We start from the raw sequence: 24,184 nt of genomic DNA, 5'->3' as shown, positions 1-24,184 counted from the left end.
ATACCGTAAAATAAACCGATATAGAAGGTGACGTATGAAGAATAAATCTATCGCTGAAATTAAACAAATAATTGATGAAAATAACCTCTCAGATAGTGATTGCTCAGATTTACAACGGGATTCTAGAAAAGGTGTGCAAAAGCTATGGAAAGCTTATGAACAGGGCCAGAAGAAAGAAAAAGAACTAGAACTGCATTTTTTAGAAATGTGCCAATATGAACATAAAAATTATACAAACGGGTGTGAATATATAGCTGGAATAGACGAGGCAGGAAGAGGTCCGTTGGCTGGTCCAGTAGTGGCTGCCGCAGTTATTTTGCCGAGAAATTTTAAATTATTAGGGTTAGATGATTCAAAACTATTGAATGAGCATAAACGTAATGAGTTTTTTACACTAATTAAAGAACAGGCTATCAGTTTTGGAATATCAATTGTTAGTAATCAAAAAATTGACCAGGTAAATATTTATGAAGCAACAAAAATTGCAATGCGTGATGCTTTAAGTCAGTTAGATCCTTGTCCAGATCATGTTTTAATCGATGCTGTTCCATTAGAACATCTTCCATGTACGTCTGAATCTATTACAAAAGGCGATCAAAAAAGCATTACAATAGCCGCCGCAAGTGTTTTAGCTAAAGTTACACGAGACACAATCATGAAAAAAATACATAAGGATTTTCCTTTCTATGATTTTGAGTCAAATATGGGGTATGGCACAAAGCATCATATGGATGCGCTAAAACAGCATGGTAGTACACCATTTCATCGAAAATCATTTGCACCAGTAAAAAACACATTTAGTGGATAAGGAGGGGGCCTCAGTTGAGCATACAAGACGTGGTATCCAAACGATTGAGCGGTGCACAGGTAAACCATGCACAGTCATTCCTAAAACCTGGACAAATCGTTCAAGGTAAAATTGTGAAGCTTTTTCCAAATAATAAAGCACAAATTCATATAGGTTCACAAAAAATGATTGCTCAATTAGAGGCCTCACTATCAATAGGTGAAAACTATCATTTTCAAGTGAAAACAAATACCGATGTTACACAATTAAAGGTTATTGGTGAACAGTTAAAGGATAACACTACTGACAATATGCAAAAATTACTACAAGAATTAGGTATGAAAGCAACAAAGGCAGCTATCTCTCTTATGGAACAACTCATGCGTGATAAGATTCCATTTGATACAGAGCAACTGATAAAAGCATTTCAATTACTGGAGGGTGCTGCAAACAAAGCACAAGCACAATCGGTAGTCAAGGATATGATCATACATAAATTACCAGTAACAGATTCAATTTTTCAAGCCTTGTATACGAAAACAACGAGTGAATTTAGTGACCAGTTGAATAAGTTATTGCTGCAGTTAAAACAGGACGCGAATCAAACACCTTTAAAGCAAACCTTAATCGAACGTTTGGCATCGCTAACCGAGCACAATCATTCAAATAAGTCAGCATTAATTAAACATATTTTAACAGAGATAGGGTCAAACCAGATATATTTCTTAGAAGCAGCAAAAACAACCGAATTAGTTGATAAACGTGTGAATTTTTCTTCCTGGAAAACGGAGTGGCAAGGTTTTGCTAAAAATAACTTTGAAAATGTCCCGGTACAAGCTATCACGTTAACCAATCAACAATTAACTTCACTAGTATTGCCATTTGAAATGATTTCATCAGAAGTGTTACCTACATTGAGTAAGCTAGCAGAAAATAAAGGTATTTTAATGATACAAGCTCAAGTGCTCATACAACAGTTTTCATCAGCAATTAATACAGCCAGCATTCATCAAATTCCGTTAGCTACAGAGGATTTCTCACAATTGAAATTACAAATTGAAAAAAGTCTACTACCTTTTTTATTTGATAGGCAACAACAGTTGGTCAACACCCTTTTACAAAATAATCCGACTTCATTAAATCAACTACAAACAATGCTTAAGACATTATCAAATAAGCAAACATATGCACAACTAGAGCAATTAGGAAAAAGTGCAAACCATGCAGACAACTTATTGGTCACTAAACCCCATGACCAGTTTTTACTTCAGTTAAAACAAGTGCTTCAGACTACTGGCTTAGCCCATGAATTTTACGTAGCAAATGATTTACCTGAACAACAATCTGCTACCATTAAATCTATGGTATTACAACTATTACAACATAGTGGTGGCCAGATAAATGATCGAGCTCAGCAGTTAATTCATTATATTAATGGTATGCACATACATTCTGTGAATGAATCAACGAATCTTTTACAAGCAAGTATTCAGATACCTGGAGAAAAGCTAGCATTAAACAAAGATATACAGCTTGAGTTTGAAGGGAAAAAGACAGAGTCAGGAAAAATTGACCCCGCGTATTGTCGAATTTTATTTTATTTAGATCTAACCAATTTGAAAGAGACTGTTATTGATATGAACATTCAGAAACGAGCAGTTGCTATTACTGTATTCAATGATAATATGCCAATTTTAGATCATTCGCATGAATTAAAACGAGTTTTAAAAGATGGCCTTCATGCACTTGATTTTTATTTATCGACAATTACTGTAAAACCATTGAAACAAGTAGATATGGAAAAAGAAACAGCGCCGAGAAAAATAGAAAATAATTCCTATCAAGGGGTTGATTATCGGATATGAACGGTAAACAAATGAAAGCAGCTGCACTTAGATACAATCAGAAGCAAGACAAAGCACCTACGATAGCGGCTGCAGGTAAAGGAATAATTGCAGAAAATATTATTGAAAAGGCTAAACAAAATAATGTTCCGATGATTGAGGATGCAACACTAGTAGAACTTTTGGCTGAATTAAATATAAATGAAACCATTCCTGACGAATTATATCAAGCAGTTGCAGAGGTATTTGCATTTGTTTACCGTGCAGACAAGGAAGTAGGTTCTATAAAATAGCTATACTATTTTTCGACAGCAAATTCCGCCTATTCTGATCTAGCTATGACCCGCAGATGCCGTCGTCATAAGCAATGAACAGTCGCCTCCGCTTTTCTTTATTTCTTTATTCCTTGTGAAATTTGTTGTTTTTTAATACAATAAGGGTGCAGTGAATTTTGATGGGAGGATAAATGATGAACATTCATGAGTATCAAGGCAAAGAAATTTTGCGAAGCTATGGTGTAAATGTTCCAACTGGACATGTTGCATATACAGTGGACGAAGCTGTAGAAGCTGCTAAGAAACTAGGGTCTTCTGTGACTGTTGTTAAAGCACAAATTCATGCTGGTGGTCGTGGTAAAGCTGGCGGAGTGAAGATTGCGAAAAACTTAGAAGAAGTGCGTACATATGCTGATGAGATTTTAGGTAAGACACTAGTAACGCATCAGACTGGTCCTGAAGGTAAGGAAGTTAAACGCTTGCTTATTGAAGAAGGGTGCGACATTAAAAAGGAATATTACGTAGGACTTGTTCTTGATCGTGCAACTTCAGCTGTTGTTATGATGGCGTCAGAAGAAGGCGGAACAGAAATTGAAGAAGTGGCTGAAGAAACCCCTGAAAAAATCTTTAAGGAAGTTATTGATCCCGTAGTAGGTCTTTCAGGATATCAAGCTCGTAGACTAGCATTTAATATTAATATCCCTGATGAATTAATAGGGAAAGCGGTTAAATTCATGATGGGTCTTTACCAAGCATTCGTTGAAAAGGATTGCTCGATTGCAGAAATAAATCCTCTAGTTACAACAGGTGATGGGGAAGTACTAGCATTAGATGCGAAATTAAACTTTGATGATAATGCACTTTTCCGTCAAAAGGATGTTCAAGAGTTCCGTGACTTAGACGAAGAAGATGCGAAAGAAATCGAAGCATCTAAGTATGATTTAAGCTATATTTCATTAGATGGAAATATTGGTTGTATGGTTAATGGTGCGGGTCTTGCAATGTCTACAATGGATATCATTAAACATTATGGTGGCGACCCCGCTAACTTCCTTGATGTTGGGGGCGGTGCGACTGCTGAAAAGGTTACAGAAGCATTTAAAATCATTTTGTCCGATCCTAATGTAAAAGGAATTTTTGTTAATATTTTCGGTGGAATCATGAAGTGTGACGTTATTGCTGAAGGTGTTGTAGAGGCAACAAAGCAAGTTGGTCTTGAAATTCCATTAGTTGTGCGTTTAGAAGGTACAAACGTTGATTTAGGTAAGAAAATATTAAACGAATCAGGCCTAAATATTACTTCAGCTGACTCTATGGCTGACGGCGCTGAAAAAATCGTTTCAATGGTTAAATAAAAGCGGAAACGACTTATTCAGCGGCGTATTGTCTAGACTGACTTATCGAAGACATGAGAAAGGAAGTCCAATAGACTAGTCGTTGAAGTTAGATAATAACCAACTGATTGTAATGAGAAAACGTATAAAGAATGCGTAGAAAGGACGGACGAAAATGAGTGTATATGTTAATAAAGATACAAAAGTAATTGTCCAAGGAATTACTGGTGGTACTGCTAGATTTCATACCAAACAAATGCTTGAATATGGTACAAAAATCGTTGGCGGTGTAACACCTAAAAAAGGCGGTACAGAGGTTGAAGGAGTACCTGTATTTAACACAGTAAAAGACGCTGTTGATCAAACAGGTGCTAATGCATCTGTAATTTACGTTCCTGCTCCATTTGCTGCAGATGCTATTATCGAAGCAGTAGATGCAGGACTTGATCTTGCTATTTGTATTACAGAGCATATTCCAGTTTTGGATATGGTTAAAGTGAAGCGTTATATGGAAGGTAAGAAAACACGTTTGGTTGGACCGAACTGTCCTGGTGTAATCACACCTGACGAATGTAAAATTGGAATCATGCCTGGTTATATTCATAAAAAAGGTCATATCGGAGTTGTTTCTCGTTCTGGAACATTAACATATGAAGCCGTACATCAATTATCTGAAGCAGGTTATGGTCAATCTACTGCGGTTGGAATTGGCGGAGACCCTGTTAATGGAACTGACTTTATCGATGTATTAACAGCATTCAATGATGATCCAGAAACAGAAGCAGTGATCATGATTGGTGAAATCGGTGGTACTGCTGAAGAAGAAGCGGCTGAATGGGTAAAAGCCAATATGAAAAAACCTGTAGTAGGATTCATCGGTGGCGCAACTGCACCTCCAGGAAAACGTATGGGGCATGCTGGCGCAATCATTTCAGGCGGAAAAGGTACTGCGGACGAAAAGATCCGGGTAATGAACGAATGTGGAATTGAAGTTGCCGAAACACCTGCCGTTATGGGTGAAACTATGATCAGTGTATTAAAAGAAAATAATTTACTAGATAAATGTAAAACACATTAAGCAACAAAAGGCTTTAGACAAGGAACTCAATAATAGTATTGGGTTCCTTATTTTCACGTAAGGAAAGTATATAAGTTTTAAGGAAACGCCAGTATAAGAAAAACTTCGCCATTCGCTATTAAGGACGAGGCGAATGGCGAGTTTTTTCTAAAAAAAGGAAGTGATTAGTTGTCATTACGTAATCGAATCATCCATCTGCACCGGTGTAGAGGCATTACAAGGCGGTCTATTAAACGAATGCTTGCCATTGATCCTACGCTTTCTACTATTTATAATCTGACTTCATCCCAAATTAGTCATCAATTTTTCATTCCTCTACAACATGCTAGATCGCTTCATCAAGATCTTCATAACCGTACACTTCAAAAAGATATAAAAAGAGATATCGATAGCTATACCATCCTCACAGTAGTTGACGAGTTATATCCAATTGTGTTAAAAACAATTAAAGATTCACCTCTAGTATTATATACACGTGGTGATGTGTCATTGTTGCAGAATACACCAGCTTTAAGTGTAATCGGTACAAGATCACCATCACGGAATGCCTTAAATAAAATGAAGCTTATTTTGCCAAAACTTATTGAAGAAAATTGGGTAATTGTAAGTGGCATGGCAATGGGAATAGATAGTTACGCTCATCAATTTGCCTTAGGTAATAATGGGAAGACCATTGCGGTATTGGGGGGTGGCTTTCATCATATTTATCCGAAACAAAATGTCACATTGTTTGACCAACTAAGCAATAAAGGATTAGTATTATCAGAGTACCCACCAAGCCAACCACCAGCGCGTTTTCATTTCCCTGAACGAAATCGCATTATAAGTGGTTTAAGTTTTGGAACATTAGTTATTGAAGCAAAAGAAAAAAGTGGTACACTCATAACAGTTGATCAGGCATTAGATCAAGGTAGAGAGGTTTATGCTATTCCTGACTCTCCGACTATCCCTGAATCAATTGGTTGTAATCGAATGATACAGGATGGTGCCAAATTGGTAATAAGGCCTGATGACATCTTAGAAGACTGGAATATGGCTAAAGAAATTTGGATTAATAAAAGCTAAAGTTGTTTCAAAAATTTAAAAAGTGGAAATAGCATGTTTGACAAATAAGGAGTATATATTTACTATTAGTGAAGATTTCAACTTAAATACTGAGGACCTCATTTTTAGGAGGATGAATGAATGTCAGATTATCTTGTAATCGTTGAGTCGCCTGCTAAGGCAAAGACGATTGAACGATATTTAGGAAAAAAATATAAAGTAAAAGCTTCCATGGGGCATGTTCGTGATTTACCTAAAAGCCAAATGGGTGTTGACACAGAAGATGAATTTAAACCAAAATATATAACGATTCGTGGAAAAGGCGATGTGCTTAAATCGCTTAAAACTGCAGCTAAAAAAGCTAAAAAAGTATACCTTGCGGCCGACCCCGACAGAGAAGGAGAGGCCATTGCGTGGCATCTAGCACATAGTCTCGGTATTGATGAGACCTCTCAATGTCGAGTGGTTTTTAATGAAATCACAAAGGATGCTATAAAGGAATCGTTTAAACATCCTAGATCTATTAACACAGACTTAGTAAATGCTCAACAAGCACGAAGGATTTTAGACCGATTGGTAGGTTATAATATTAGTCCTTTGCTATGGAAAAAGGTGAAAAAGGGACTAAGTGCAGGTCGTGTTCAATCAGTAGCAGTTAAAATGATTATGGATCGTGAAAAAGAAATTGAAAGCTTTACTCCTGAAGAATACTGGTCTATTGAAACAAATTTCACAAAAGACAAAGACACTTTTGAAGGTTCTTTTTATGGAGTCGATAAGAAAAAGAAAGAATTAAAAACGGAAGATGATGTAAAAAAAGTACTTGAACAAATAGAAGGAAAAAACTTTACTGTTGATAAGGTAAATAAAAGAGAACGTAAACGAAATCCTGCAGTACCCTTTACTACATCTTCAATCCAACAAGAAGCGGCACGAAAATTAAATTTCCGGGCTAAAAAGACGATGATGGTTGCCCAACAGTTATACGAAGGAATTGACTTAGGAAAAAAAGCTGGTGGAATAACTGGTTTGATTACCTATATGCGTACCGACTCAACACGTATATCTGAAACCGCTAAATCAGAAGCGAAAGAATATATCGTGGAAAAGCACGGTAAAGAATACGTAGGCCAAACAAAATCTGTTAAACAGAAAGAGGGAGCTCAAGATGCCCACGAGGCAATCAGACCCACTTCTGTTACACGTGACCCGAAATCGTTAAAAGCAATATTATCAAGAGACCAATTTAAACTTTATAAATTAATATGGGAACGTTTTGTATCAAGTCAAATGGCACCAGCAGTTATGGATACAATGACCGTTCATTTATTGAATAATGGAGTTGAGTTCCGTGCCACGGGTTCAAAAATTAAATTTAAAGGATTTATGTCTGTTTACATTGAAGGAACAGACGACAACAAGAAAGAAGAAAACAAGTATTTGCCTGATTTAAAAGAAGGTATGGAAGTGACGGCGAATGATATTGATCCAAATCAGCATTTCACACAGCCACCTCCAAGATTTACAGAAGCAAGACTTGTAAGAGCGATGGAAGAACAAGGTATTGGACGACCGTCAACATTCGCTCCAACTCTTGATACGATTCAGCGTAGAGGATATGTAAGCATTGATAATAAACGGTTTATTCCAACTGAACTAGGAAGTATCGTGATAGAATTACTTCAGGAATTTTTCCCGGAAATAATTGACGTAGACTTCACTGTGAAAATGGAAGGGGATCTGGACTCCATTGAGGACGGGAAAAACAATTGGGTTTCTATCCTAGATGGTTTTTATGTAGACTTTAACAAACGTCTAGAAGTTGCGGAAAAAGAAATGGAAAAAATTGAAATTAAAGATGAGCCAGCTGGAATTGATTGTGAAAATTGTGGGCATGAAATGGTATATAAAATGGGTCGCTATGGAAAATTTCTTGCTTGTTCCAATTTTCCTGAATGCAGAAATACAAAGCCTATTCTTAAAGAAATTGGTGTGAAATGTCCGAAATGTAAAGAAGGAAATGTAGTTGAAAGAAAATCGAAAAAGAAACGTACATTTTATGGATGTGACAGGTTCCCAGAATGTGACTTTGTTTCATGGGATAAGCCGATTTCACGACCATGTCCGAAGTGTGAATCATTGTTAGTAGAGAAGAAAAGTAAGAAAGAGACACAGATTCAATGTACAAACTGTGATTATAAAGAAAAGACACAAAACTAAAAATGAACACAAGGCAAAATAATGTAGAACTGTTCAAGGCGGACAGTTCTTTATTGTTCTACTTAATGAAGGCGAAAAGTTTTGGCGTTTATCTGTCTAGCTCCAGCGCTAAAGCGACTAGTGGACTTCCTTTACCTCCGTACGATAAGTTAACATCGGTTCGCAGTAAAAGGAAGGCTGACTAAAAGCGGGCTTGCGCTCAGGCGTCGGCATACCCCTGTTGCAGGGGCATGTTTCTTTTTCACTTCATCACAGCATAAGATTCTCTTTGACTTTCGCCTTTGTGGGCGATAAGTCAAGTTCATCTAATCTCCTGTGGAAGAATGTCCGATTAAGACCGCCGCTTTGCGCGCCAAAATCGAACCACCCGTGTTGCACGGGCGCAGTCCATACGTCGCTAAACGGGCTCTTGCGCTTTTCTTACAAGTTTTAACTTCAATGAAAAGGGAAAACTACCTAAGTAGAGGAGGTTATAATGATGAATGCAAGAAAACAATATTTTGTAACTGTTGATACAGAAGATATTCGCGAAATGTCAATCCCCGATAGTGGTATTGAATATGAGATTTATGCTGATGCCGATGAAATCAAAGAAGTTGAGATGTTATTTATGGAGAAGAGAAAAAAAGGAAAACAAGCGGTCGAATATATAGGTAAACCATTTGATGAATGGGGTGCAGACGATAAAAGAAACAAATACGATGAGTATTTAGTTAGAATCTATCAAAAGGTATATGATCTAGGCACTTCAACTACTAAAGAAAAAATCGCTGAAATAGGGTTATTAAACTAATTATTTGTCAATAAATATAGAAACTCCCTTTCACATTTATTTAAGCTTTGTAACTTCTTCGAATACGTGAATTGTTGAAAATTGACTATTATATTTGAAGAAGATATAATTACGTATTGGAAAGCTTATTTACTTGACAGTGGTGGAAGGGAGTTTAGTTGTGGACAATAATTAGTTGAGATAACTTTGTTCGTATACTCTAAAAATTCATTGAATGTTCACGTGAATAGATGCAGAAATGGCAAGGTAGATCCGAAGTATATAACAACATGAGGATAAGGGTCAATTCTGAATTTTGTTACAATTTTGTTAAATTTATTGCGCTATGCAATCGAATGTGATATGATTTATTCGCTGATTAATGGGGTGACGTATTGTATCATTTAAAACAATTTAACGAAGCATTCATGGAATATTTACAAATTGAAAAAAATGCATCTCCATATACTGTAAAGTATTATCTGAATGATCTGGAAACTTTTAATCAATTTTTAATGGTTGAAGGAATTGAAAACCTAGCTGATGTTGATTATCGTTTAATTCGTGTTTTTTTAACTTCTTTATATGACAAGAAGTTAAGTAGACGCACTGTATCAAGGTTAATTTCTAGTATGCGCAGTTTTTATCGTTTTTTAGAACGAGAAGATAAGGTTTCAAGCAATCCTTTTCTTCAAGTCACTTTACCAAAGACGACCAAACCTATCCCTGGATTTATGTATCAGGAGGAACTTGGGAAATTGTTTGAAGTGAATGATATGAGTGATCCATTGGGGCAGCGAAATCAAGCATTACTGGAAACGTTCTACGCTACAGGAATTCGGGTGAGTGAGTGTCAAAGTCTAACACTGCAAGATATTGATTTTACTATAGGCACTATGCTTATCCATGGTAAAGGTAGAAAAGAACGATACGTACCATTTGGTCGCTTTGCGGAAATTGCATTGGAAACGTATATGAATGAAGGTAGAAATGTACTACTTAAAAAATCTAATGTGGCAACAAATGCTGTATTTCTTAATGCTAAAGGTACTCCTTTAACTGTTAGAGGCATGCGCCTGATCTTGACAAAAATGGTAGAAAAGGCTTCATTAACTATACATGTTCATCCACATAAATTACGTCATACATTTGCAACACACATGTTAAATGAGGGTGCAGATCTTAGAAGCGTTCAAGAACTATTAGGTCATGAAAGCTTATCTTCAACCCAAATTTATACGCATGTAACGAAGGATCATTTGAAAAATGTGTATATGAAGGCTCACCCTAGAGCCAATAATTAATTAGATTATGAGGTGATGCAGGTGTCAAATGAGATGCATGCAACAACAATCTTCGCAGTTGCACACAAGGGACAATGTGCAATGAGTGGAGATGGCCAGGTTACTCTAGGAAATTCAGTTGTAATGAAACATAAAGCACGTAAAGTACGTACATTATTTAATGGGCAAGTGCTGGCTGGCTTTGCGGGTTCGGTAGCAGATGCGTTTACTCTTTTTGAAAAATTTGAAAGCAAGCTTGAAACGTATAATGGTAATTTAGCAAGAGCATCTGTGGAACTTGCAAAAGAATGGCGAAGTGATAAGGTATTGCGTAAATTGGAGGCGATGCTCATTGTCATGAACAAAGAAAACATGTTTCTTGTATCTGGAACTGGTGAAGTAATTGAACCCGATGATGGTATTTTAGCTATTGGTTCTGGTGGAAACTATGCTTTAAGTGCTGGTCGATCTCTAGTACGCTATTCTGAAAATCTAACTGCTAAAGAAATAGCACATGCAGCACTTACAATTGCCGGTGAAATATGTGTCTTTACAAATGACCAGATTACACTTGAGGTGCTTGAGTAATAAGGAGGCCTTGTAAAACGATGGGAAATGATTATACACCAAAGCAAATTGTGGAACAACTTGATCACTATATTATTGGTCAAAAGCAAGCTAAAAAGTCGGTTGCTGTAGCCCTCAGAAATCGTTATCGCCGTATGAAGTTAGATGATTCAATTAAAGATGAAATCGTACCAAAGAATATACTAATGATTGGTCCAACTGGTGTCGGTAAAACAGAAATAGCTAGAAGGTTAGCTAAATTAGTTGGTGCTCCTTTCATTAAAATTGAAGCGACAAAATTTACTGAAGTAGGTTATGTTGGCCGTGATGTAGAATCGATGGTACGAGATTTAGTTGAAATGTCTATTCGAATGGTTAAAGAAGAGAAGATGGAAGAAGTCAAAGAAAAAGCAAAGCAAGAGGCTAATGTGAAACTTGTCCAGTTACTAGTACCTCAGGTAAAAAAGGATACAACCAACAAAAACCCGTTTGAAATGCTTTTTCCAAGTAGTTCTTCCGATGATGATGAGGAAGAAAATAACGAAAGTAACGAAGAAATTAGAAATAAAAGACAGCGTACTGAACACATGCTAGCTCTTGGTGAGTTAGAGGATCATATGGTCCAGGTGGAAATTGAGGAAATGCCACCTTCTATGTTTGATATGTTGCAGGGCTCTGGAATGGAACAAATGGGCATGAATATGCAAGATGCCTTTGGACAATTCATGCCAAAGAAAAAGAAAAAACGTAAATTACCAGTATCTGAAGCGAGAAAGATTTTAACCCAGCAAGAAGCACAGAAATTGGTAGACATGGAAGAAGTAGCCCAAGAAGCTATCTCTCGATCAGAGCAGTCAGGAATTATTTTCGTTGATGAAATTGACAAAGTAGCTGGAAAACAGGATAATACAGCAAATGTTTCCAGAGAAGGTGTTCAGCGTGATATTTTGCCAATTGTAGAAGGATCTACTGTTGTCACAAAGCATGGATCAGTTAAAACAGATCACATGTTATTTATAGCAGCAGGAGCATTTCATATGGCAAAACCGTCCGATTTAATTCCAGAGCTTCAAGGGAGATTTCCAATTCGGGTGGAATTAGAAAAGCTAACAGTTAGTGATTTCAAACGAATTTTACTTGAACCATCCAACGCATTACTTAAACAATATCAAGCTATGTTGAAAACAGAAGGTATAAATGTACAATTTACCGACCAAGCTGTAGATAAAATAGCAGAAGTGGCTTTTGAAGTAAATCAAGACACAGATAATATTGGTGCACGTCGCTTACACACTATTTTAGAAAAGTTAATGGAGGATTTATCATTTGAAGCTCCAGACATCACGATGGATAAAATTGAAATAACATCGGAATATGTTGATAAGAAACTAAGTTCTATTGTGAAGAATAGGGATCTAAGCCAATTTATACTATAAATTAAAATATTGAATGGAGGATTAATAGTATGGAACTATTAAATCGCGCAAGAAAAATTAATGCAATGCTACAGAAGGCAACAGGAAAATCGGTGGATTTCAATGAGATGTCAGCATCCCTTAGAGATGTAATTAAGGGGAACGTATTTATCTTAAGCCGTCGCGGAAAACTTTTAGGATTTGCAATCAATCAAGAAATCGAAAATGATCGCATGAAATCCATGCTAGAAGAAAGACAGTTTCCAGAAGAATATACGCAAGGATTATTTTCAATCTATGAAACAACTCCAAACTTGGATATCAACAGTTCATTTACTGCTTTTCCAGTTGAAAATCGTGAATTATTCCAAAGTGGTTTGACAACGATTGTTCCAATTATTGGTGGTGGAGACCGTCTTGGTACATTAGTCTTAAGTAGATTGGAAGAAAGCTTTAGTGATGACGATTTACTTTTAGCTGAGTACGGTGCAACAGTTGTTGGAATGGAAATTCTCCATGAAAAAACAGAAGAAATTGAAATAGAAGCTCGTAGTAAAGCGGTTGTACAAATGGCAATTAGTTCACTATCCTACAGTGAACTTGAAGCAATCGACCACATCTTTGAAGAGTTAAATGGTAACGAAGGTTTGTTAGTAGCAAGTAAAATTGCAGACCGTGTAGGAATTACTCGATCTGTTATTGTAAACGCACTACGCAAGCTAGAAAGTGCTGGTGTTATCGAATCCCGTTCATTAGGTATGAAGGGAACATATATTAAAGTATTGAACAACAAATTCTTAGTTGAACTTGAAAAATTGCGCTCAAGATAAAAAGCAAAAAATGTAGGCACTCGAGAGCTTGAGTCCTTAGAATCAAAAAGGAATCAAAAGGCTAGAAATAATAGCCCTTTTGATTCCTTTTTTTATTTTAGCAGTTAAGAAAGTATAGATCCTTTCTTACTGCATAAGTGCAACTAAGGCTTTCGCCATTAAGGCTTGGCGATAAGCCAAGTTTTCTAATGGTTTATTACTTTAAATAAAGGGTCATTATGCCTATTAGATTTGTGATCGAATTAGTTTATGGTAGTAAGATCCAAAATAATAGGTACATAGAACTGGATAATATTAACTATTTTATTTTATTAAGTCGTAATATGTCGAAATTTCATAGACATTCCTCAATCTATAATTTACAATATTCGTAAGCCTTATTGAAAAAGTGTCGGTTGTAAAATAGTTAATAAAAGGAAGTGTTGGAAAGATATGGGTTTATTTGAGGGAACTATAAGAACATTAGAAAATTCGCTTGATTATGCAACTGCTAAAAACCGTGTCATTTCAAACAATGTAGCAAATGTGGATACACCGAATTACAATGCAAAAGAAGTTGTGTTCAAACATGTATTGAATGATGCCATATCAGGCTCGTTTGAAGCTAAACGAACAAACCCAAAGCATCTGCCTTTTTCCTTGGAATCCTCTAGTCATGCATATCAAGTAAGAACCCTAAACAATACCATGTACAATCATAACGGAAATAATGTTGATATAGATAAAGAAATGTCAGAACTAGCAAAAAATCAAATCTATTATCAAGGATTAGTAGATCGGTTAAGTGGTAAGTTCGGTAGTTTACAAACAGTTATTAGAGGGGGTAGATAGGAATGTCTATTTTCGGGGCGTTAAATTCAAGTGCTAGTGCACTCACAGCTCAACGGTTACGAATGGACGTTGTCTCATCTAATATTGCAAATGCACAAACCACGCGAGCATCTATAAATGAAAACGGAGAGGTTGAACCATATAGAAGAAAAATGGTCGTCTTTGAACCAGAAGATGGTAGTTTCCAATCTTTCCTACATAAAGCATCTAATCCTTCATCAACTGAAACTGGTGGAGTGAAGGTTTCCAGAATTGCTGAAGATGACTCTCCATTTAAACTAGCTTATAATCCAACTCACCCTGATGCAAATCAGGATGGCTATGTACAATTACCAAATGTTGATCCTTTAAAAGAAATGGTAGATTTAATGAGTGCAACACGCTCCTATGAAGCAAATGTAACTGCATTAAATGCAACAAAAAGTATGCTGTTAAAAGCCTTAGAAATCGGAAAGTAATTAAAGAATGAAGAAATTCGATGCGTCATAACCGGACTTTATGTACACGCAATTAAAGGAGTAGAAAATACATGAGCCAATTTATAAATGGAATAACTAATTCTATATTACCCGTTAATACATATGACAAACCCATATCTCCAGGAAAGGCACACGCAAATTTTGCAGATAATTTAAAATCTGCAATAGAAAATGTGAATAAAACACAAGTTATATCTAATCAAAAAACAGAAGCTTTTGCACGTGGTGAAATAGAAAACCTTCATGATGTAATGATTGCTTCTCAAAAATCTAGCGTTACCTTAGAGGCATCTGTGCAGGTCCAACGAAAAGTGATTGATGCATACAACGAAATAATGCGTATGCAAGTTTAAAATTAGTTTGTTTAGCTTTGAGGGCTAGAGGCTCGTAACGTAAGGATTGACACTCCGAGACCCTAATCCATGTGTTCAGGTGGTCCCTCGCTAACCGACTTCACAGTTGCGTTTTTTATAGCAGGTCTTAATACATACTATTATTTTTTTCGGAATTTGGCGGGGGAATATATGAAAGAAAACATGTTAAAAATGAGGGATTCAGCTAAATCTTTTTGGATGAAGCGATCAAAAGCCCAAAGGGTTATTTTTTTGGGCTCAATAGGTATCGTTGTTTTTCTAATTATCGGGTTGTCACTTTTTTCAGCTAAATCAAATTTGGTGCCATTATATAGTAATCTATCCTTGCAAGAGGTTGGCCAAATTAAAGCAGAATTGGATACTAGAGGGATTCAGTATGCGCTTGAAGACAGTGGTACTACGATAACCGTCCCAGAGGCAGAGGTGAATAATTTATTAGTTGACTTAGCTGGGCAAGGTATTCCCAGTAGTGGGAATATTGACTACTCATTTTTTAGTCAGAATGCATCCTGGGGTATTACAGATAATGAATTTAGCATGATAAAGCTCGATGCTATGCAAACGGAGCTTGCTAACTTAATTAAAGGTGTTCAAGGGATTGAAGATGCTAAAGTGATGATCAATATGCCGAAAGATCCTGTTTTCGTAAGTGATACTGGACAACAGGCGAGTGCCTCTATAGTGGTTAACACAAAGCCTGGACACGAATTTCAAGGGAATCAAATTGAAACGCTCTATCATTTAGTTTCAAAAGCAGTTCCGAATTTACCACCAGAAAATATTGTGATTATGAATCAGTACTTTGAATACTTTGATCAAAATACTCAAAATACTGGAAACAATCAAGATGTTTATGCCTATCAACAATCGGTCAAGAAAGATATTGAACTCGATATTAGAAGAAGATTACAACAAATGTTAGGAGCCATGGTAGGACCAGAAAATGTTATTGTATCTGTGACTTCAGATATTGATTTCACGACAGAAAACCGTGTAGAGGAAATAGTTGAGCCAGTAGACTTGGAAACAATGGAAGGTCTACCTATAAGTATTGAAACGGTGCACGAGACGTATTCTGGAAACCCTCCTATTGAAGGTGGAGTTGCAGGGACAGGTGATGAAGATATTCCTGGGTACCAAGCAACAGAAAATGAAGACGGCGAGTACGAATTAGTAAAAGAAACCATTAATAACGAATATAACAAAATACGAAAAGAAATTGTCGAAAGTCCTTACAAGATAAGAGATCTAGGTATTCAAGTGGCTGTAGACAACGTGAAAAGCCGCGATGGTGATCAGGTTAGTTATTTGTCAGAACCAGATATAACCGCAGTCCAGGAAGGAATTTCCTCTATCCTCAACTCAATCGTAACAACATCAGTTGATGCTGAATACGGAGATATACAACCAGAAGAAAAAGTTTCAATTGTTTTCCAAGAATTTAGTGACAGCACAAAGCTTCCTGAACCGACAACACCGATAATTCCATTATGGATGTACATTGTTGGGGGAATATTGTTACTAATTATCATCGTTTTAGTTGTGATGTTAATACGGAATAAAAAAGATGTGAATGAAGAGGTTGTGGAGGAGACAACTTTTACAGAGACATCGACGGAACTACCGGAAATAAGTCAGGAAAAGGATTCGGAATCAGTTGTACGGAGAAAACAATTAGAAAAAATGGCAAAAGACAAACCAGAAGAATTTGCAAAATTGTTACGCAGCTGGATAGCGGAGGATTAGGAGGATTTTAATATGGCACGAACAAAATCAACATTAACAGGCAAGCAAAGAGCAGCAATTTTATTAATTTCCTTGGGTCCTGATGTCTCCGCACAAGTATATAAACATTTATCGGAAGAAGAGATAGAAAAGTTAAGTCTAGAAATCTCTTCGGTAAAGAAAGTTGAATCGAAACTAAAAGAGGATGTATTAGAGCAGTTTCATCAAATTGCTCTTGCTCAGGACTTTATTTCACAAGGTGGAATTGGATACGCTAAGACGGTTTTAGAAAAAGCTTTTGGAAAGCAGGAGGCGTCAAGTATCATCAATCGGCTTACTTCTTCCGTCCAAATAAGGCCATTCGATTTTGCTCGCAAAGCCGATCCACAGCAAGTATTAAATTTTATTCAGGGCGAGCATCCCCAAACGATTGCGCTTGTATTATCTTATCTAGATCCTGAACAAGCTGGGCAAATATTATCAGCTCTTCCTCAGGAAATGCAAGCGGATGTAGCAAAACGTATCGCAACAATGGACTCCACCTCACCTGAAATTATTAGTCAGGTTGAGCAAGTTCTGGAGCGAAATATCTCTTCCTCGCTTACTGAAGATTATACACAGACGGGTGGAATTCAAGCGGTAGTCGAGGTGCTAAATGGTGTAGATCGTAGTACAGAAAGAACTATTTTAGACGCTTTAGAGATACAGGATCCAGAGTTAGCGGATGAAATTAAGAAACGAATGTTTATTTTTGAAGACATTGTAATTTTAGACAACCGAGCTATCCAGCGTGTTATTCGTGAAGTAGAAAATGAAGATCTCAGACTTTCACTTAAAGTATCAAGCGATGAAGTGAAGGATCTTGTTTTTAAAAATATGTCACAACGTATGGCTGAAACGTTTAAAGATGAAATGGAATACATGGGTCCAGTACGCCTGCGAGATGTAGAGGAAGCACAGTCTAGAATTGTAGCCGTAATACGTCGACTTGAGGACATTGGAGAAATTGTTATTGCCCGTGGTGGGGGTGACGATATTATTGTCTAATAATTATTCGCAAGACACTTCTACTAATAAGCAAAAACAAATTAAAATTAGACCAATGGAGCTTTTCAAAAAAAAGGAAAGTATACAACCCACTGCTGAAACAATTGACGATGAACTGATTGCTAAGCAAAACAAACTAGCAGAACTGAATCGCGATTTAGATCATATTAAACATCAACGTGAAACACTACTAAAGAATACACTGGAAAAAATTGAACGGGAAAAGAAAGATTGGGAAGAAGAGAAGCGACAACTAATTAAAGAAACAAAGGAATTAGGAAGTAAGGAAGGATTCGCATCTGGTAAAGAAGAGAGTTTAAATTATTACGCCGAATTAGTAACGAAAACAAATGATATTGTTGATTCCGCTACCAAAGACTATCATGCGGTATTAGAGAGTAGTGAGGATATTATATTGAGACTAGCAATTCAGTCTGCTGAAAAAATTATTCAATATAAACTAGAAGAGAAACCTGAAACATTTGTTCACATTGTGAAAGCAGCCATAAAAGACATTAAGGAACAATCAACTATTTCTATCTATTTACATCCAGACAATTATCAGTTTGTATTAAATCAAAAAGAAGAGCTAAGTAGATTACTCGACTCAGATTCAAAGCTATCGATTTATGTAAAAGATGATACGAAGGTAAATAATTGTTTTATCGAACATCCTTTTGGACGAATTGATGCAAGCATTGATACGCAACTAAAGCAACTTCGGGCTATTTTACATGAAGTGAATATGGAGAATAAACAATGAAGGTTGAGCAATATATAGATGCTATTCAACAAGCAAATACATATAAACGATTTGGTAAAATTTTGCGAGTAGTTGGATTAATGATAGAATCTCAAGGCCCAGAAGCTAATATAGGTGAGGTCTGCTATATTCATAGTTCCGTATCAACTAATAAGCCGATTCTTGCTGAGGTTGTTGGATTTAACAATGAAAAGATTATTCTTATGCCTTATTCAGCGGTAACCGAACTTGGCCCTGGTTGTTTAGTTGAATCAACAGGAAAACCACTAACAATTAAAATTGGACGCGGATTGATTGGGAGAGTAGTTGATTCAATAGGTAAGCCATTGGATGATTCTAAATTACCAAAAGGATTATCTAACTTTACTACCGAACGATTACCACCGAATCCTTTAGCACGACCGAGGATCAGCGAGTCTTTCCAAGTTGGCGTGAGGGCAATTGACTCTTTATTGACAGTAGGGAAAGGTCAACGGATTGGTATATTTGCTGGAAGTGGTGTAGGTAAAAGCACACTACTTGGTATGATTGCCAGAAATAGTGGTGCAGATATTAATGTTATTGCTTTGATCGGAGAACGTGGTAGAGAAGTAAGGGAATTTATTGAAAAAGACCTTGGTGAAGAGGGTTTAAAAAAATCTATTGTAGTCGTAGCGACATCTGACCAACCTGCACTTATGCGAATAAAAGCCGCCTATACTGCAACCGCGATAAGTGAATATTTTAGAGATTTAGGCTTTCAAGTAAATTTAATGATGGATTCTGTAACCCGAGTTGCAATGGCTCAACGGGAAGTGGGTTTAGCAACAGGTGAACCACCAACTACAAAAGGCTATACGCCATCGGTATTTGCGATCCTTCCGAAATTATTGGAAAGAACTGGTACAAGTATTCACGGGACTATAACAGCTTTTTATACTGTTTTAGTAGATGGAGATGACATGAATGAACCGATAGCTGACACGGTAAGAGGTATTCTCGATGGTCATTTTGTCCTTGATAGAAAACTAGCCGAACAGGGTCAATTTCCAGCGATTAATGTATTAAAATCTATTAGTCGAGTAATGACTCAAATAGCTAGTAAGGAACATCTAGAAACAGCTCAACAAATTAGATCATTGATTGCAACCTACGAAGAAAATAGCGAATTGATTCAAATCGGTGCATATAAACATGGCACAAATCATGAGATTGACCGAGCTATTGCATTTCATCCAAAGATTAGAGGATATTTAAAACAAGGTACGTTGGAGCATTCACCTTTACACGAATCAATTAAACGTATGCAAATTTTACTTTCAGGAGGCATTGGTTAATGGCTGAAACCGTAGCATTATCGAAAATACTTAACGTTAGAGAAAGAGAAAAGCATGATGCGCAAAAGGATTACCATCAATCAATGGAGTATTTTGAAGGTGTTGCAACTCGACTATATACATTACTTAAAAAGAAAGAAAATGCTGAAGAAGTCCAAGAAGCGTATCTGGAAACCACAATATCTATAGACAAAATAAGAGAACAGATTACATATATTGAAAACTTAAACAAACAGATTGTACAGTTACAGCGTGATGTCCGGACTGCTAGAACAGAAATGGAAGCAAAACAGGTGAAACTTACAGATGCACATGTTGAGGTTAAGAAGTTCGAAAAAATAATTACATATCGAAAAAAAGAACAACAAGAACGAATACAAAAACAGGAAAAAATATTTATGGATGAACTATCCGTTCAGCAATACTTAAATCAAAAAAATAGGTGAATGAAATGGCTAAAAAATCCGAAAAGCAAATAAAAACAAAATCAAACCCGGTTCTTTGGTTTTTGTTTGCTATCGTTGTTCCATTAATCGTAGCAATTACAATTGTTATTATCATTTTTACAGTAGCTGGCTTTAATGTAATGGATTGGGCAAAAAATACTGCAAATGATATTCCAGTTATTTCATCGGTAATAGCAACAGATAAAGAAAAGGACGAACAGCGTACAGAACAATTGGTTAAGGATAAAATTAGTGATAAAGACGAAAAAATTGATGCACTACAAGCAAACGTAACGAACCTTGAAGAAACCGTGGATCAGTTAAAACAAGAGATTGTTAAGTTAGAAAATAAAAATAATGTAAAGACTGAGTCAAATGATGAAAAAGCCCAAGCAACTTCGGTTGAAGCTGAAAAAGATAGCCAGTTAAAATCGATAACAGCCTCTTTTGAACAAATGGATCCAAAACAAACCGCACTTATTTTACAAGACCTAGAAGAAGACATGGTAATAGCAATTTTAAAAGAGATACCAGAAGATGTTCGTGCAGGAATTTTTGAAGAAACGGAGCCGGAAATAGCTGCACAGTATACAAAGGCTTATCTTACTAGTGCTGAATAACTTTCAAACACTTGAAAGGGGGTGGAAAAAATGAATATAACTGGAATGCCTATTCCTGTTCAACTACCAATTCATGGAAAAGTTCTATCAGGTGAAAGTGTGCCAATTGAATTATCAAGCGTATTTACAGGGCTACTATTAAAATTAAAGCAGCCTAATACTTCTACAGGAAACACAGGAAGTCACCTTAAATCAGAAGATACCAATAATCTGTTGAAACGTATTTTTGCAAACCTGCCAGAAGCATTAAACGATAAGCTTGACACGATACTTAAAGAACCAGAAGACATAGAACGGACGCTTGAGGAAATGAATGTACGTGCAGAAGAAGTTCGGCAGTTGAAAATTATTCTTGGTAATATAGCGTCTGCCAGCACAAGTAAACAATTTCAAATGGATGCTCAAGTTGTTTTACCACGTATAAGTACAACCATTGTTTCAATCAATAAAAAAGAAATCGCTCAGAAGCTTATTGAAATTAGTAATAAAGCTGAATCATTACTATCGGGTATCACAAGTTATAGAAACATTGAGAAGATTGCCCCGGAAATACAAAAGCTATTGCAGCAATGGACAAGTCTAGAGAAAAAGGCTGGTACCAAGGAAAGCGCTATACAGGTAGGAAATCAACTGAATCTAAATGGAACAAAAATCGAGATTGTATGGCGGGAATTAGTAAATGCGTACCAAAAAAGAGATCAATTTGTGGCATCACGGCAATATAACACGGATGCAAAGGTAACAAATTCTGACGTAGTAAAATGGATTGAGAAGGCTCTGTCACAGCATAGTGTTTCTGAACCTGTTTCACTTAATCAAGTTGCCTCTTCATCAATGCCGTTATCCAAGGTTGAGCAATATGTCATTCACCTAAATCAATCACAACATAAACAAGGCCAAGGGCAACAATTAGTAGATAAATTTCAAGAAGTGATGAAATCAAGTAAATTTTATGTGTCTAACAACGGTTCAACCCAATTATCTATTGCTTTACGTCCAGCTAATCTAGGGGAAATGATGGTGAAGCTAACCCAGATTAATGGTGAGATGACAGTGAAAATTATTGTAACATCTGCAGCAACTCAGGATATGTTGGAGGCGAACATGCATCAACTCAAACACATGTTTTCACCACAACAGGTTGTGATTGAAAGGCAAGATAGTAGTACACAGACGCAAAATATGCAACAAGAGAAGGATCAACAATCTATGAATAAAGATGAGCAAAGTCAATCAGAACATTCCCATCAAGATGAGCAGAAACAATCAAATGATGAGTTTGAAAAATTCTTTCATGAAATTCTACTGAATGAGAAAGTGTAGGTGGTTGATGTGACGAAAATCGATCCATCGTATTATTTGCAAAACCAATCAACAACAAGACAACCAAGTCCTGAACTTGGAAAGGAAGAATTTTTACAGATACTAATGACGCAGTTACAAAATCAAGACCCAACAAATCCAATGGACGATCGCGAATTCATTTCTCAAATGGCTTCTTTTTCATCGTTAGAACAGATGATGAATATGTCAAAGTCAATAGACACCTTAGTGCAAAGCCAGCTGGTTTCCCCAGTAATTAAATATAGTCATATGATTGGTAAGGAAGTTTCTTATCAAAATTATGAGGAAGAGACTGGTGAAAAACTAGACATCGAATCTAGTAATGTTATTGCAGTGAGTCAGAAAGAAGGATGGGCGATTCTAGAATTAGAAAATGGGAAAAAGATTTATGCGGATGCTATTTTACAAATCAGTGATCCGAATGCAAAACTTGACGATGCAACTGAAGCCACGGTAGAAGGACCAGATAAAACAGAAGGAAGTGAATAAAATGGATCACCGTATCCATCAGACAAAGTCACATGCCTTGCAATTTCCGAATGTAAACAAACCTTTATCTAAACAACAATCCACTTCAGTCAATTTTAAAGATATGTTGGTAGATGCACAGACTGTTAAGGTTAGTAAACACGCAAAAGAACGATTACAGGAAAGAAATATTACGTTTAATGATAAGCAATGGCAGACAATAACAGAAAAAATGGTAGAAGCAAGAAACAAAGGGATTACTGATTCACTTGTTGTAACCAATGATGCAGCTCTACTTGTTAGTACAAAGAATCACACAGTTGTAACAGCAATGAACCGAGAAGAAGCAACAAACAAAATTTTCACGAATATTAATGGAACAATTTTAATTAACGAATAGGCTGGACTCGGGGGAACTGGGAGGCCATGGAAGCTGTTGACTGAATGATACAGCTTACTACATTACTAAGTGAAGGGATGAATGAATATGTTACGTTCAATGTATGCGGGAATTTCAGGGATGAAGGGGTTCCAAGCGAAATTAGATGTTATTGGTAACAATATTGCAAATGTAAATACAGCAGGATTTAAAAAAGGGAGAGTAACGTTCCAAGACATGATGAGTCAAATGACGTCTGGTGCTCAAGGCCCAACTGCTACACGAGGCGGTATAAACGCGGCACAAATTGGTTTAGGGTCACAATTAGGATCGATTGACAATATTCATACACAAGGATTTCGCCAAACGACAAATAATCCGCTAGATTTGGCATTAGAGGGAGATGGAATGTTCGCTCTGCAAGCAAATGGTGAAACGTTGTATACACGTGCTGGTAATTTTTATCTAGATGATGGAGGCAATATTGTAAATGCAGATGGTTATTATTTAGTTGGAGCAGGTGGAAATTTTCCGCTAACTATCCCAGATACAGCACAAAGCTTCAGTATTCAAACAAATGGAACGGTAACGTATATAGATGCTGCTGGTGACACTCAAACTGAGGGGCAGATTGGCATTGCAAACTTCTCGAACCCTGCTGGTTTACAAAAATCTGGTAGTAACCTCTTTTTAAATTCAGAAAACGCTGGTTTTACGGGATTGGCAGTACCTGAAGCGGATGGCGCTGCATCCATCATTAGTGGTTCACTAGAAATGTCGAATGTAGACTTGGCCGAGGAGTTCACTGAAATGATTACTGCACAACGTGGATTCCAGGCAAATACAAGAATTATTACGACATCTGATGAAATACTACAAGAGCTTGTAAATCTAAAACGATAGATGAGGAGGTAGGGGATGTTGCGCTATAGATAGCTACAGG

25 protein-coding genes are annotated in these 24,184 nt (G+C 36.6%); all 25 read left to right on the top strand.

Features of this window, described 5'->3' with window-relative positions; genetic code table 11:
* Positions 1-34: 34 nt before the first annotated feature.
* Positions 35-808 (top strand): ribonuclease HII, encoded by a 774-nt coding sequence (locus CFK40_RS12345; protein ID WP_089532592.1) that lies wholly within the window; start codon positions 35-37, stop codon positions 806-808.
* Between the two features lie 14 nt (positions 809-822).
* Positions 823-2,652 (top strand): hypothetical protein, encoded by a 1,830-nt coding sequence (locus CFK40_RS12340; protein ID WP_089532591.1) that lies wholly within the window; start codon positions 823-825, stop codon positions 2,650-2,652.
* Positions 2,649-2,924, top strand: a complete 276-nt coding sequence (locus CFK40_RS12335; RefSeq protein ID WP_089532590.1) for an EscU/YscU/HrcU family type III secretion system export apparatus switch protein — start codon at positions 2,649-2,651, stop codon at positions 2,922-2,924. The genes CFK40_RS12340 and CFK40_RS12335 overlap by 4 nt, the downstream gene beginning before the upstream one ends.
* Positions 2,925-3,100: 176 nt before the next feature.
* Entirely contained in the window at positions 3,101-4,261 is a 1,161-nt protein-coding gene (sucC, locus tag CFK40_RS12330) for an ADP-forming succinate--CoA ligase subunit beta (RefSeq protein WP_089532589.1), read from the top strand.
* A 154-nt stretch (positions 4,262-4,415) separates the two neighbouring features.
* A complete protein-coding gene (sucD, locus tag CFK40_RS12325) occupies positions 4,416-5,318 on the top strand; it encodes a succinate--CoA ligase subunit alpha (RefSeq protein ID WP_089532588.1) in 903 nt (300 codons plus the stop codon).
* 168 nt (positions 5,319-5,486) lie between these two features.
* On the top strand, positions 5,487-6,383 hold the full coding sequence (dprA, locus tag CFK40_RS12320) for a DNA-processing protein DprA (RefSeq protein ID WP_227001768.1): 897 nt from the start codon (positions 5,487-5,489) through the stop codon (positions 6,381-6,383).
* Positions 6,384-6,503: 120 nt separating this feature from the next.
* Positions 6,504-8,582: a type I DNA topoisomerase gene (gene topA, locus CFK40_RS12315; RefSeq protein WP_089532586.1), complete on the top strand. Its 2,079-nt coding sequence runs from the start codon at positions 6,504-6,506 to the stop codon at positions 8,580-8,582.
* Between the two features lie 475 nt (positions 8,583-9,057).
* A complete protein-coding gene (locus CFK40_RS12310) occupies positions 9,058-9,375 on the top strand; it encodes a hypothetical protein (RefSeq protein ID WP_152640130.1) in 318 nt (105 codons plus the stop codon).
* 407 nt (positions 9,376-9,782) lie between these two features.
* Positions 9,783-10,658: a tyrosine recombinase XerC gene (gene xerC / locus CFK40_RS12305; protein WP_089534379.1), complete on the top strand. Its 876-nt coding sequence runs from the start codon at positions 9,783-9,785 to the stop codon at positions 10,656-10,658.
* Between the two features lie 21 nt (positions 10,659-10,679).
* Entirely contained in the window at positions 10,680-11,225 is a 546-nt protein-coding gene (gene hslV, locus CFK40_RS12300; RefSeq protein WP_089532584.1) for an ATP-dependent protease subunit HslV, read from the top strand.
* A gap of 20 nt (positions 11,226-11,245) precedes the next feature.
* Complete coding sequence (hslU, locus tag CFK40_RS12295) at positions 11,246-12,640, top strand: ATP-dependent protease ATPase subunit HslU (protein ID WP_089532583.1); 1,395 nt, start codon at positions 11,246-11,248, stop codon at positions 12,638-12,640.
* Positions 12,641-12,669: 29 nt separating this feature from the next.
* Complete coding sequence (gene codY / locus CFK40_RS12290) at positions 12,670-13,449, top strand: GTP-sensing pleiotropic transcriptional regulator CodY (protein ID WP_089532582.1); 780 nt, start codon at positions 12,670-12,672, stop codon at positions 13,447-13,449.
* A gap of 432 nt (positions 13,450-13,881) precedes the next feature.
* Positions 13,882-14,280 carry a flagellar basal body rod protein FlgB gene (gene flgB, locus CFK40_RS12285; RefSeq protein ID WP_089532581.1) on the top strand — a complete coding sequence of 133 codons (399 nt, stop codon included), beginning with the start codon at positions 13,882-13,884 and terminating at the stop codon, positions 14,278-14,280.
* 2 nt (positions 14,281-14,282) lie between these two features.
* Complete coding sequence (gene flgC, locus CFK40_RS12280) at positions 14,283-14,738, top strand: flagellar basal body rod protein FlgC (RefSeq protein WP_089532580.1); 456 nt, start codon at positions 14,283-14,285, stop codon at positions 14,736-14,738.
* Positions 14,739-14,809: 71 nt separating this feature from the next.
* On the top strand, positions 14,810-15,112 hold the full coding sequence (fliE, locus tag CFK40_RS12275; RefSeq protein ID WP_089532579.1) for a flagellar hook-basal body complex protein FliE: 303 nt from the start codon (positions 14,810-14,812) through the stop codon (positions 15,110-15,112).
* 171 nt (positions 15,113-15,283) lie between these two features.
* On the top strand, positions 15,284-16,879 hold the full coding sequence (fliF, locus tag CFK40_RS12270; RefSeq protein WP_089532578.1) for a flagellar basal-body MS-ring/collar protein FliF: 1,596 nt from the start codon (positions 15,284-15,286) through the stop codon (positions 16,877-16,879).
* A 12-nt stretch (positions 16,880-16,891) separates the two neighbouring features.
* Complete coding sequence (gene fliG / locus CFK40_RS12265; RefSeq protein WP_089532577.1) at positions 16,892-17,905, top strand: flagellar motor switch protein FliG; 1,014 nt, start codon at positions 16,892-16,894, stop codon at positions 17,903-17,905.
* Positions 17,898-18,668 carry a flagellar assembly protein FliH gene (gene fliH / locus CFK40_RS12260; protein WP_161493863.1) on the top strand — a complete coding sequence of 257 codons (771 nt, stop codon included), beginning with the start codon at positions 17,898-17,900 and terminating at the stop codon, positions 18,666-18,668. The genes fliG and fliH overlap by 8 nt, the downstream gene beginning before the upstream one ends.
* Positions 18,665-19,984: a flagellar protein export ATPase FliI gene (gene fliI, locus CFK40_RS12255; protein ID WP_089532575.1), complete on the top strand. Its 1,320-nt coding sequence runs from the start codon at positions 18,665-18,667 to the stop codon at positions 19,982-19,984. The genes fliH and fliI overlap by 4 nt, the downstream gene beginning before the upstream one ends.
* Positions 19,984-20,430: a flagellar export protein FliJ gene (gene fliJ, locus CFK40_RS12250; RefSeq protein WP_089532574.1), complete on the top strand. Its 447-nt coding sequence runs from the start codon at positions 19,984-19,986 to the stop codon at positions 20,428-20,430. The genes fliI and fliJ overlap by 1 nt, the downstream gene beginning before the upstream one ends.
* Positions 20,431-20,435: 5 nt before the next feature.
* On the top strand, positions 20,436-21,050 hold the full coding sequence (locus CFK40_RS12245) for a MotE family protein (protein ID WP_089532573.1): 615 nt from the start codon (positions 20,436-20,438) through the stop codon (positions 21,048-21,050).
* A gap of 30 nt (positions 21,051-21,080) precedes the next feature.
* Entirely contained in the window at positions 21,081-22,373 is a 1,293-nt protein-coding gene (locus CFK40_RS12240; protein ID WP_089532572.1) for a flagellar hook-length control protein FliK, read from the top strand.
* Between the two features lie 9 nt (positions 22,374-22,382).
* A complete protein-coding gene (gene flgD / locus CFK40_RS12235; RefSeq protein WP_089534378.1) occupies positions 22,383-22,883 on the top strand; it encodes a flagellar hook assembly protein FlgD in 501 nt (166 codons plus the stop codon).
* Between the two features lies 1 nt (position 22,884).
* Positions 22,885-23,262 carry a TIGR02530 family flagellar biosynthesis protein gene (locus CFK40_RS12230; RefSeq protein WP_089532571.1) on the top strand — a complete coding sequence of 126 codons (378 nt, stop codon included), beginning with the start codon at positions 22,885-22,887 and terminating at the stop codon, positions 23,260-23,262.
* A gap of 87 nt (positions 23,263-23,349) precedes the next feature.
* A complete protein-coding gene (flgG, locus tag CFK40_RS12225; RefSeq protein ID WP_089532570.1) occupies positions 23,350-24,144 on the top strand; it encodes a flagellar basal body rod protein FlgG in 795 nt (264 codons plus the stop codon).
* The last annotated feature ends 40 nt before the right edge of the window (positions 24,145-24,184 follow it).

Origin of the sequence: Virgibacillus necropolis (assembly GCF_002224365.1) — a bacterium.
Classification (GTDB): Bacteria; Bacillota; Bacilli; order Bacillales; family Amphibacillaceae; genus Virgibacillus_F; species Virgibacillus_F necropolis.
Note: the sequence above shows the minus strand (reverse complement) of the source record. Positions and strands in the feature narration are given on the sequence as shown.